Source organism: Nocardia sp. NPDC023733 (assembly GCF_040639775.1).
Taxonomy (GTDB): domain Bacteria; phylum Actinomycetota; class Actinomycetes; order Mycobacteriales; family Mycobacteriaceae; genus Nocardia; species Nocardia rosealba.
Genome location: NZ_JBFAAN010000001.1, coordinates 1,293,451 through 1,304,717 on the forward strand (window position 1 = coordinate 1,293,451; position 11,267 = coordinate 1,304,717).

The following is an 11,267-nucleotide window of genomic DNA, read 5'->3' on the forward strand; positions in this document are numbered from 1 at the left end:
TCTCCGCGATCACGCGTCGCGACGCCGCTCCCGACCCGAGAGGTTGACGATGCCGACACATTCGAAAGCGATGACACCACGTGGTGTGCGAGACGACAGCAACGCCGAGGTCGACTCGACGCGCTGGTATCTGCGGCAGATCGGCCGGGTGGCACTGCTGACAGCCGAGCAAGAGGTGGAATTGGCAATCCGGGTGGAGGCCGGATTGGTCGCTGCGGCGAAGTTGCAGGAGTGTTCCGAGGGCGTGGAGCACCTCGGCGCCGGACTGCGACGGGACCTGATGTCGATCGTCGGAGAAGGCCGCAAGGCCAAAGCGCACCTACTCGAGGCGAACCTACGGCTGGTTGTCTCGATCGCCAAGAAGTACCACGGGCGTGGCCTCGACTTCCTCGACCTGGTGCAGGAAGGGAACTTCGGTCTCGTCCGTGCGATCGAGAAGTTCGACTACAAGAAGGGATTCAAGCTCTCGACGTACGCGACGTGGTGGATACGCCAGGCCATCAGCCGTGCGATTGCCGACCAGGCTCGCATCATCCGCATCCCGGTGCACGGCGTAGAGGCGATCAACCGCGTCGGCAGCGTGCAGCGCGCTCTGGTACTGGAACTGGGTCGCGCGCCGACGGCAGCGGAAGTCGCTGCGGTGATGGGCATCGAGTCCGCCAAGGTCGACGAGCTCCGAAGATTGGCGGTCGAGCCGGTCTCGTTGGATCAGGCCGTCGGTGACTCCGCCGACACGAGTCTCGGCGATCTGGTGGAGGACTCCGAAGGTGTCGTCGCGGTCGAGGCCGCGTCGTTCGCTCTCCTGCAGCGGCAGGTGATGTCGATACTCGACGCGCTGACGGAGCGAGAGGCGGCCGTCGTCAGAATGCGGTTCGGCCTGGACGACGGCAATGTGCGAACTCTGGACGAGGTCGGGCACGTGTTCGGTGTGACGGGTGAACGGATTCGGCAGATCGAGGCGAAGACGATGTCGAAACTCTGTCATCCGGCACGTTCGTATCCGCTGCTCGGTTACCTCGACTGAGCTGTTCCCGCGGGGATCGCGGATTACAGGAATTCGTCTCCGCGCAACTCTACCGCGGCACCGGTGGCAGCCGGGTGCTGACGAATATCGCGGTATGGGAATCCGCGGAATGCCTCCGTAACGCTTTCGGCAGTCCGGAATTCCAGCAGCTTCTTCCGCGGTATCCGGATGGGTCCGCGTCGTATCCGCATCTCGTTCGGCCGGTTTCCATGTCCGGGGTATGCGCGGGCGCGCCGTGGGGGTATTCGTCCGACGCATCGACCGACGTCGCATCGACCGGTGATTCCACGATCGACTTCTTCGAACTCTGCCCGGAATCGACATTCGAATCGCAGCTCGAGGCAACCGACGGACCGTTCACGCTGCTCGATATCGTCGTCGTTCCCGAAGGCGGCGTGGACACCGCTGTTGCCGCGTGGCGCGAGACCACTCAGTTCATGCGACAGCGCACAGGGCTCCTGCGCGCGGACCTCTATCGCGGAACCCGGGGCAGCACCGTGTTGATCAATCTGGCGGTGTGGGAATCGGCTGCCGCCCTGCTGGAAGCGGTGCAGGATCCGGGGTTCGCCGAGGTGACGAGTGGTTATCCGGCGGGGTGCAGGTGCACACGCCAGGCGATGGCACCTGTCGCGGTCGCCGGAATCTGCGTGTCCTGACACCTGCCGATTGGCGGCGAACCGGGCACGTCGGACAGATGCCGGGTGCCCAGTTGCCGCCCTTCGGATGCGCGAGATGTCAACGCGTGCGGCGCATTACCGCGTTGTAGTCCTGCGAGTCGGTGATCTCGCGTCCGTCCTCGCTGAATTCGAGGAGTACGCGCCACAGCATGCGGACCTGATGATCGGCCCACAGCGCCCTGGTCGGGGTGATGCGGTAGAAGACCTGTTGGCCTTGGTCGGGCAGCTTGATGTTGTTGTACATCGATGTGTCGGCGAGCCAGGGGAACTGGGCGAAGCTCAATCGCACGGCATGCTGGATCTCGTCGGCATCGGTGACCAATGTCGCGCGGCCCTGCATTTGCAGCGAGCGGGTCAGGCGGCGCCCGGCGTATCCGTCGTCGGGCAAGTCGTTCACGACGTAGCTGACATTGGGATTCGCCTGCAATGAGGCGTGCTTGCGGTTGTACTGAAAGGTGTGGATGTAGGCGATGAGTCCGTCACCGGCGATGTGCATGGCCGCGGCCGACGGGAATCCGTCGGTATCGATCGTGGCCAGGGTGGTGAGCTCCTCCGTGCGCAGCAGCTCGGCGATCGAGTCCTGGATCTGTTCGAGGTTCGGTTCGGCTTTCATGCGACGAGAACTCCCGCCGCGTCGGGACAGGGCAACCGGTCCCCGTGGTCGAATTCGTGCCGGACGATCATCCAGGTCTCCTCTTCGATGGGCTGACTGATGGCGCCCATCGTAGGAATTATTTCCTGGAAATCGATACGGGCATCCTGATATTCAGGAGTCGCGAAGTTCGAGCTGGCGTGAGATCTCCGCAGCCGCCTCTTTCACCGCGGCCTCCACATCGCGCAGCCGGCTGCGCGGGACCCGGGCGGCGAGGGCGGCGACGCTCACCGCGGCGCAGACCGAGCCTGTGGCATTTCGGACCGGTGCGGCAACGCCGAGGATGTGGGGGTCGAGTTCGCCCTGCGACACCGCGATGCCGGCTTTGCGGATACGAGACAACCGCGTGCGCAGCGCCGCGGGATCGGTGAGAGTTTTGGGGGTGAATCGTTCGAGCGGCGCCTGTTCGAGTACCGAGGTGACTTCGTCGGGGTCTGCCCAGGCCAGCAGGACTTCGGCCGCCGCGCCCGCGTTGATCGGCAGCACCTGGCCCCGCTCGTAAGAGAGCCGAACCGCGTGCTTGGCTTCGACGAGATCGAGACAGACCACCGAGCGGCCGGAGCGGCGGGTCAGCAGCACCGTTTCGTCGACGTGCGCGGCAAGCGTTCGCATCACCGGCAGGGCGGCCTCGGAAAGCCCGAGGCCGGCGCGGGCGAGGCGCGCGAGTTGAAATATCCGGGGCCCCAGTCGGAATCCGCCCGGAGTTTCTTCGATGAACCCGTTGCCGGACAGGCTCTGCAGGTACCGGTAACCGGTGGAGCGGGCGACGCCGAGCCCGGCGGCGACTTCGGTGCCGGTCCACACCGGTTTCTCCGCCGAGAACAGCAGCAGGATGTCGAGGGCGCGATCGGCCGTGGAGTTGCGTTCCCGGTAGGTGCTCGGCGCGGCGTTCCGTTCGGTCATACGCACACGCTAATCACCACTCGTGATCCTGTAAAGCAGGATGCATGTGCTGCTATACAGGATTTTGTGCGCCGAGCGCATCGGCAAGGGCGCGCAGATCCGGCAGGGCCGCCGCGATGCGGGCCCTGGACTGCTCGCTCAGCGTCGCCAGCGCATCGGAAACCCCGGCGTCGAGACGGTCGGCGAGTTCTGCGCTCGCGGCGCGCATCTTGGCGGTGGGATGGAGCTGGATCACCCGGCCGTCGGTCGGGTCGGCGCGCCGGTCGAGAAATCCGTCCTTGGTCAGGTTCGAGACCAACGTGCTGACATTGTTGGGCTGCATGCGCAGTGCCTCGGCGATTTCGCGGACGGTGATGCCGGGGCGGCTGTCGACAAGTTTGAGGACTTCCACCTGGGCCAGTGGTCGTGGGTTCTCACCACGGGGCGTTCCCTGGCTCTGTCGGAGTGCTCGATGCAGTGTCCAGCTGGTTCGGGTGATCTCGGCCGGCAGGTCGTCGTGGTCGGTGGGAGGCACACCCCAGTTTAGCTCTAGAGGTAGATCTTCTTCGGATGCTGTGTGTCCTGTATTACAGGATGGTGCTTTTGTAATGCAGGACACAATCGTAGCGTGGCGTTCATGCCGATCGATTCCCTCGCCGCTGTGGCCCGTGCGGCTGCGGACAATTTCTCCTGGGAGAACGTCATCCTCGACGACCCCGGCCCGGGCGAGGTGCTCGTCCGCCTGGTCGCCGCCGGGGTCTGCCACACCGATCTCTCGGTCCTCGCGGGCCGGTTGCCGACACCACTACCCGCGGTGCTCGGACATGAAGGCGCCGGTGTGGTCGAAGCGGTGGGGGCCGGCGTCACCACCGCGGCGGTCGGTGACCGTGTGGTGTTGTCGTTCGCGTCCTGCGGTGCGTGCGCTCGCTGCCGGACCGGGCGTCCCACCCAGTGCCCCACCTACTTTCCGCTCAATTTCGGAGCCCGCAGGCCTGATGGGACAACACCGCTGCGGGATCGCTCGGGGCAGCCGATCGGCGGGTTGTTCTTCGGTCAGTCGTCGCTGGCGCAGTACGCGGTGGCCGCACAGCACAGTGTCGTGCCGGTGGTCGTCGAGGACGACGACGAACTGGCGATGCTCGCCCCGATCGGGTGCGGAATCCAAACCGGTGCGGGCGCAGTGCTCAATCTCCTTCGCCCGCAGCCGGGGTCGCGTGTCGCGGTAGTCGGAGCGGGAGCGGTCGGTCTGTCGGCGGTGATGGCCGCGCGGCTGTGCGGTGCGAGCGAGATCGTGGCAGTGGACCGGATTCCCGCCCGGCTCGGCCTGGCGCGCGAGCTCGGCGCTACCGCGACGACGACGGACGCGGGCGAACTCCGCGACTTCGACTTCGTGCTCGAGACGACCGGGGTGCCGAGCTTGCTCGAAGGTGCGCTCGAACAGATCCGGGCAGGCGGCACCGTCGCGATCATCGGCGCACCCGCGGCGGGAACCCGCATCGCTGTCGACGTCAATTCCATGATCGACGGCCGGACCCTGCTCGGTGTCACCGAGGGCGGCAGCGATCGGATCACCTTCATCCCGGCACTGATCGCGCTGTATCGCGGCGGACGGCTGCCGCTGGATCGGCTCGTGCGCTTCTACCCACCGGCCGAACTGCAACGCGCTGTCGACGACACGCGCGCCGGTATCACCGTCAAACCCGTCATCCGATTCGAGGCCCCATGACACTCCCGCACACCCGCAACCTCATCGACGGCGAATGGCGCGACGGCCACGCCGTCGGCACCAGCCTCGACCCGGCCACCGGCCTGGCGTTGGGCACCTTCGCCGACGCGGGTGCGGTCACCGCCCGAGCGGCCATCGACGCCGCCCGGCGGGTATTCGACACCACGACGTGGTCGCAGGATCGGCACGCTCGGGCGACGGCGCTGTTCGCGCTCGCCGACGCGATGACGCGTCGTCGTGACGAACTCGTCGAGCTGCTGTCCCGGGAAAACGGGAAGAAGCTCGCCGACGCCGCCATGGAGGTCGACGCCACCATCCCCAAACTGCGATACAACGCCGCCCTCGCCCTGACCGACAGCGGCCGGGCCGCGCAGCTGGCGCCGGGGATGTATTCGATGGCGTTGCCCCAGGCCATCGGTGTCGCCGCGGTGATCGTGCCGTGGAATTCGCCGATCATCCTCGCGGTGCGCTCGTTCGCGCCCGCGCTGGCCGCGGGGTGCACCGTGGCCATGAAGATGCCCGCGCAGACGGCCCTGACCAACGGGCTGCTCTACGAACTCATCGCCGAGGCGCTGCCGCCCGGTGTCGTCAACGCGTTCACCGAATCGGGCAATACCGGTGCGCCGGTACTGGTTTCGGACCCGAACTCCGACGTGATCAGCTACACCGGCTCCACCGCGGTGGGGCGCGCGATCATGGCGGCCGCGGCGACCGGCCTCAAACCGGTCTCGCTCGAACTCGGTGGCAAGTCACCGATGATCGTGTTCGACGACGCCGACCTCGACGCGGTCGTGCCGACGCTGACCGCCGCCATCACCACCTTCAGCGGCCAGTTCTGTATGGCCGGTAGCCGAATTCTGGCCCAGCGCGGCATCGCCGACGAACTGCGTGAGTTGATGACCGAGGCGTTGAACCGGGTGAAGGTCGGTCCCGGCTCCGATCCCGAGACCGACATGGGTCCGCTGATCGACCGGGCCGCGGCCGAGCGCGTGGACCGGCTCGTCGACGATGCGGCCGGATACGCGAAGGTGCTCGTCCGTGGGGGACTGCTCGAGCCGACCGGAACGAGCGCTTTCCTGCGCCCCGCCCTGATCGAGGTAGCCGACGTGACATCGCCGGTAGTGCAGGACGAGATCTTCGGGCCCGTAGCGACTTTCGAGATCTTCGATACCGAGCTCGACGCGATCGAGCGCGCGAACGCCACCCAATACGGGCTGGCCGCCTCGATCTGGACGCGGGATGTGGATCGACCGTTGCGGGTCGGCCGCCGGATCGACGCGGGCACCGTGTGGACCAATACCTGGGGCGTCGTCCACGACCAGATGGAGGAAGGCGGCTTCAAGCACAGCGGTGTGGGCAGGCTCAACGGCCACCGTGCCATCGAGGAGTTCCAGGAGATCAAACACCTTGTCCACCAGGGCAACTGAGCACCATTCAAGCGAGGAACAATGCGCAATCCAGATCACGACGTGGTGATCGTCGGCGCGGGACCGGTCGGGTTGGCCACCGCGCGCATGCTCGGGCTCCGCGGCCATGATGTGGTCGTCGTGGAGCGCTGGCCGCAACCGTATCCGCTGCCACGTGCCGTGCACTTCGACGACGAGATCGGCCGGATATTCGGATCGATGGAGCTGTCCCGGCAGATCCGGGCCATTTCCGACTCGGTACCCGACCATTACGAATGGCGCAACGCGGCCGGTCAGGCCTTGCTGCGCATCGACTGGTCGGGTGTCGGCCCCAACGGGTGGCCCACGGCCAACTTCTTCTCGCAGCCCCAGCTCGAACAGGTGTTGGCCGATGCTGTCGAGACGATGCCCAACGTCACCCTGGTCCGCGGGACCGAGGTCCGCACCGTCGACGAGCAGCCCGGCCACGTGGTGGTCGGCGTGGGCGAAACTCCCGGGCATGTTGTCCCCGCCTCGACCGTCGACCGGACCCTGACCGCCCGCTATGTCATCGGCTGCGACGGCGCCAACAGTCTCGTGCGCCGGCGGATGGGCGCGACGATGCACGATCAAGGCTTCTTCTTCGACTGGCTGATCGTCGACACGATCCCGACCGACGACATCGTCTGGTCGCCGCAGAACTGGCAACTGTGCGACCCCGCCCGCCCGACCACGATCGTTTCCGGTGGACCGGGTCGGCGCCGCTGGGAATTCATGCGGTTACCCGGTGAGGACCCCGCCGAACTCGGCACCGTCGAGCGGGCCTGGGAGTTGTTGTCGGCGTGGGGGAGAACCCCGGCCAACACCCGACTGGAACGGCACGCCATCTATACCTTCGCAGCTCGCTGGGCCGACCACTGGCGCACCGGGCGAATGATGATCGCCGGCGACGCGGCCCATCAGATGCCACCGTTCGCCGGCCAAGGGATGTGCTCGGGGCTGCGCGACGCGGCCAACCTGGCGTGGAAGCTGGACCGAGTTCTGCGCAGGGTGTCGACGCCGGATCTGCTCGACACCTATACCAGCGAACGCAGCGTGCACTTGCAGCACGCGATCGCGATGTCGGTGGAACTGGGAAAGGTGATCTGCGTGCTCGATCCGCAAGAAGCGGCACGACGCGACGCCCGCATGATCGCCGGAAACGCCGATCCCGCAGTGGTATTGCCCGTCACCGCCCGGCCCGTGCTCGGGTCAGGAGCCGTGCGGGCGAGCGGGGAATTGCCGGGGACGATGAGTCCCCAGTTCCCCGTCGAAGCCGACGGCGCTGCGGTCCTGCTGGATGATGTCACCGGTTACGGGGCGCTGCTGATCCTTGCAGCCGGCCGCCCGGCCGCCGACCTGCTCGACGAGACACTGCTCGCGTCGCTTGCCGAGGCCGAGGTGACGGCGCTGTCGCTGGGCGACACCGGCAACCCCGACCTGCGTGACCTCAACGGCGGCTGGACGGCATGGCTCACTGCCAATTCCCTTGCCGCCGTGCTGATAAGGCCCGACCACTACGTGTTCGGCACGGCCGAGACCTTCGACGGCGCCGCGACCCTGGCGGCCGACTACCTCGCCTGCCTGACGACCAGCGTCTCCTGACGCACCCACATCACAGAGGAGAACAACTGTCATGCGTATTGCGAACATGCGGGGCCGCGCGGCCATCGTGCACGGCGAGCCAGGACAAGAGCGTGCCGCCGACATCGCCACGGCTTCGGCGGGCCGATTCGGCGGGGACTTCGCCGAGCTGTACGCCGAGTGGGGCACAGTGCGGGAATGGGCGGCCGAGCTGACATCCGAGGAGATCGAGCGGCACTCCGTCGCCCTCGACCGCTCCGAGCTGGGCGCACCCTCGCCCGTTCCGCAGCAGGTCTTCGCGGTCGGACTGAACTACCGGGCCCATGCGGCGGAGTCGGGATTCGATGCGCCCGAACATCTTCCGCCGGTCTTCACCAAATACGTCTCCAGTTTCAGCGGCCCCGACACCACCGTGACCATCCCTGAAGGGGGAAATGTGGACTGGGAGGTCGAACTCGTGATCGTGATCGGGCAGACATTGCGGTGCGTCGAGGCCGCACAGGTATGGGCCGGGGTGGCGGGCTTGACCGTCGGCCAGGACATCTCGGAACGCGTTTCCCAATTACGTGGTCCCGCACCGCAGTTCGGGCTCGCCAAGTCCTTTCCCGGGTTCTCGCCGCAGGGCCCGTGGCTGGTGACACCGGACGAGTTCGCCGATCCCGACGACCTCGAGCTCGGGTGCTCCATCGACGGTGAAGAAGTGCAGAAGGGCCGCACCAGGGACCTCATCTTCCCGGTCCCGTCCCTGATCGCCGCACTGTCGCAGACGGTCACGCTGTTCCCCGGCGACGTGATCTTCACCGGCACACCGGCCGGAGTCGGTGTCGGCCGCGAGCCGAAGCGGTTTCTGCGCCCCGGCGAACGTCTCGATTCCTGGATCGAAGGCATCGGCACGCTGCAGCAGACCTTCGTCGCGACGCGGTAGGACCTCGACATGGCACTGCACGGACTGGGCAAGGTCACCATCGGGGTTCCCAACCCGGCCGAAACGATCAGCTACTACACCGATTTCGGGCTCGATCACCTCGGCGAGGGGCGATTCGCCACCCGCGACGGCGGTGAACAACTTCAGGTGGTGCACGCACCGCTGCGTAAGCTCCTCGACCTCACCGTCGCCGCCGACGACAGCGACGATATCGCCTCGGTGGCCGCCCGGCTCGCGGCGATCGGGGTGCCGAGCGACAGCAATCCGCTGTCGGTGCGTGCCGTCGAACCGGTCACCGGCACCGTGGTGCGGGTGTTGGTGCGACCGCGCATCATCACCGAGCCGGCCGTAGCGCCGACGCCGTACAACGGCCCCGGCCGCATCGACCGGTGGGGCCGGGCCCCGTTCCTGTCGCGTACCGAACCGGTCCGGCCACGCAAGCTCGGCCACGCGGTGCTCGGCAGTACCGACCTCGCCGCCACCATGCGATTCTTCGTCGAGGGCTTGGGTTTCAAGGTCAGCGACTACATGGGGGACAAGGCCGCGTTCCTGCGATGCTCGGTCGAGCACCACAATGTGCTGGTGCTGGCCGCGCCGGTCAATTTCATGCATCACACCAGTTGGCAGGTCGACGACATCGATGAGGTCGGCCGGGGCGCACACGCCATGCTCGAAGGTCATCCCGAACGTCACATCTGGGGTCTTGGCCGCCATTTCGCCGGCGCCAACTTCTTCTGGTATCTCAAGGATCCAGCGGGCAACTTCTCCGAGTACTACTCCGATATGGATACGGTGCCCGAAGACGAGCTCTGGAGCCCTGCGGTACTGGAAGGTCTGCAGGGTCTGTACGCCTGGGGGCCACCGCCCCCGCCGTCTTTTCTGGAACCCGACGACTTGGCCGCGCTGATGACCGGCTCGCACTCCACCCGAGGGTGACATTTGCCCGCTGATACACGTCGCCGAGCCCTTCGACAGGGGGGCTCGGCGACGTGGGTCATGAGGCTGTGGCCGGATGGCTGCCCGACGTCTCGGGTGCGGTCGGATCCTTGTGCTGGGGCACGCGGTGCAGGAACTCCTGAATGTGCGCGATGGCCCGCGGATGAATTCGGTGCAGACCGCGCCGGTCGTAGTACAGATTGCCCAGCAGGCCGAGCGCGAGTCCGGCGAACAGCCCGATCACCAGGAGTACCAGGGCGCGGCCCAGGCCCGCGTCGGCGCGTGCATCGAAGTAGATGATGGCGCGGACACCGTCGGCGACGGCTCGCATCGGCTCGAACGAACCGAGGAAGCGCCAGAACGGCGGCATGGCCTGCTGCGGAATCGCGCCGCCCGACACCGGGATCGACCAGCCGATGAAGAAGACCATGCTCACCACGATGCCGATCGGGCCGAGCAAGGTGACCACCGCAAGGGTGCCCGCCCCGATCGCGTTGATCGCGAGCAGACTGAACAGCCACAGCAGACCACAGTGCGGCAGGTCCAGGTCGAGCACGAACACGCTCGCGGCCAGAATCGCGGTGGCCGCGGGTACTGAAGCGATCGCCAGGGTCAGGCACTTCGCCACGTATGTGCCGACTCGGGTGATGTGGCGCGGCGGCAGCATGCGCCGCTTGGGTCCCATCTCGGTCGGGCCGAAGCCCAGTTCGGCATCGACGAGCCCGTTGACCACATTGGCGCCGAGGAAGCCGACCATCATCAAGAGCAGGGCATAGAAGAAGGCGGTCATACCGTTGCCGGTGCGATCGCCGAAGGGCATCGCCTGCTGGTGGGTGATGGTGACCGGGTCGGAGAGCAACACCGCGTTGGCGGGGCTGATCGCACCCGGTACGTGCGCCAGAATCTGCCCGGCGGCCGCGGTCGACCCGCCTCGTGCCGCCGATTCGGCGATCTGGGTGCCTATCTGGGCGGCCATCGTGCCGGCGCCGGGGTTGGTCAGCACTGTGATCTCGGGTCGTTGCGGGTTCGGGCCGGGCAGCGAGCCGAGCCCGGCCGAGTAGTTCTCGGGAAGGACGATCGCCGCGAACAGCTCGTTGTTCGCGATCGCCGTGGTGGCTGCGTCGACGGTGTCGAATCGCCGCCAGCTCACCGCCTCGCTCGGCTGCTGTGGCCGGTCCACGATGCCGGCCACCACGCGGTCTCCGACTTCTCCCTTGTCCGACGTCACCACGCCGATCGGGGCGTGGTGCAGATCGGCCGCCGGGTCGGCGACGCTACCGGTGAAGATCACGGTGATCACGAACAGGGCGGCGGTCAGGACGACGCTGGGAATCAGCCAGTTCTTGGGATGCCGGAAGTAGCTGAGCACCGGCATCGGAGGCGGCTCGTGGCCGAGGGGAGTTCGGGACATCATTTAACTCTATCAATATAGGTATA

Annotated in this window: 10 protein-coding genes and 1 pseudogene; 7 read left to right on the plus strand and 4 right to left on the minus strand. The window is 66.8% G+C overall.

What is annotated here, in order from left to right; all coding sequences use genetic code 11:
- Nucleotides 1-112: 112 nt before the first annotated feature.
- A pseudogene (locus AB0F86_RS05950) lies at nt 113-1,024 on the plus strand (RNA polymerase sigma factor); the annotation flags it as partial.
- A 209-nt stretch (nt 1,025-1,233) separates the two neighbouring features.
- A complete protein-coding gene (locus AB0F86_RS05955; RefSeq protein WP_356982317.1) occupies nt 1,234-1,680 on the plus strand; it encodes an antibiotic biosynthesis monooxygenase family protein in 447 nt (148 codons plus the stop codon).
- A 79-nt stretch (nt 1,681-1,759) separates the two neighbouring features.
- Here the strand turns inward: AB0F86_RS05955 and AB0F86_RS05960 are convergent, their stop codons facing one another.
- The 3 genes from AB0F86_RS05960 to AB0F86_RS05970 all read right to left on the minus strand — a co-directional run bounded on the left by AB0F86_RS05960 (nt 1,760) and on the right by AB0F86_RS05970 (nt 3,770).
- Complete coding sequence (locus AB0F86_RS05960; protein ID WP_356982319.1) at nt 1,760-2,314, minus strand: pyridoxamine 5'-phosphate oxidase family protein; 555 nt, start codon at nt 2,312-2,314, stop codon at nt 1,760-1,762.
- A 153-nt stretch (nt 2,315-2,467) separates the two neighbouring features.
- Entirely contained in the window at nt 2,468-3,256 is a 789-nt protein-coding gene (locus AB0F86_RS05965; RefSeq protein ID WP_356982321.1) for an IclR family transcriptional regulator, read from the minus strand.
- A 52-nt stretch (nt 3,257-3,308) separates the two neighbouring features.
- Nucleotides 3,309-3,770 (minus strand): MarR family transcriptional regulator, encoded by a 462-nt coding sequence (locus AB0F86_RS05970; RefSeq protein WP_356982323.1) that lies wholly within the window; start codon nt 3,768-3,770, stop codon nt 3,309-3,311.
- A 102-nt stretch (nt 3,771-3,872) separates the two neighbouring features.
- Between AB0F86_RS05970 and AB0F86_RS05975 the strand changes: the two genes are divergently transcribed.
- Genes AB0F86_RS05975 through AB0F86_RS05995 form a run of 5 tightly spaced genes read left to right on the plus strand, consistent with a single transcriptional unit; the run spans nt 3,873 to nt 9,830 of the window.
- Nucleotides 3,873-4,961: an NAD(P)-dependent alcohol dehydrogenase gene (locus AB0F86_RS05975; RefSeq protein WP_356982324.1), complete on the plus strand. Its 1,089-nt coding sequence runs from the start codon at nt 3,873-3,875 to the stop codon at nt 4,959-4,961.
- Complete coding sequence (locus tag AB0F86_RS05980; RefSeq protein WP_356982326.1) at nt 4,958-6,388, plus strand: aldehyde dehydrogenase family protein; 1,431 nt, start codon at nt 4,958-4,960, stop codon at nt 6,386-6,388. Before AB0F86_RS05975 ends, AB0F86_RS05980 begins: the two co-directional genes overlap by 4 nt.
- A gap of 21 nt (nt 6,389-6,409) precedes the next feature.
- Nucleotides 6,410-7,990 carry a bifunctional 3-(3-hydroxy-phenyl)propionate/3-hydroxycinnamic acid hydroxylase gene (locus tag AB0F86_RS05985; RefSeq protein WP_356982327.1) on the plus strand — a complete coding sequence of 527 codons (1,581 nt, stop codon included), beginning with the start codon at nt 6,410-6,412 and terminating at the stop codon, nt 7,988-7,990.
- 31 nt (nt 7,991-8,021) lie between these two features.
- A complete protein-coding gene (locus AB0F86_RS05990; protein ID WP_356982329.1) occupies nt 8,022-8,894 on the plus strand; it encodes a fumarylacetoacetate hydrolase family protein in 873 nt (290 codons plus the stop codon).
- A 9-nt stretch (nt 8,895-8,903) separates the two neighbouring features.
- Nucleotides 8,904-9,830 (plus strand): VOC family protein, encoded by a 927-nt coding sequence (locus AB0F86_RS05995; RefSeq protein WP_356982330.1) that lies wholly within the window; start codon nt 8,904-8,906, stop codon nt 9,828-9,830.
- A gap of 58 nt (nt 9,831-9,888) precedes the next feature.
- On the opposite strand, the gene AB0F86_RS06000 is transcribed toward AB0F86_RS05995, so the two are convergent.
- On the minus strand, nt 9,889-11,241 hold the full coding sequence (locus AB0F86_RS06000) for a DUF3533 domain-containing protein (RefSeq protein ID WP_356982332.1): 1,353 nt from the start codon (nt 11,239-11,241) through the stop codon (nt 9,889-9,891).
- Nucleotides 11,242-11,267 lie beyond the last annotated feature (26 nt).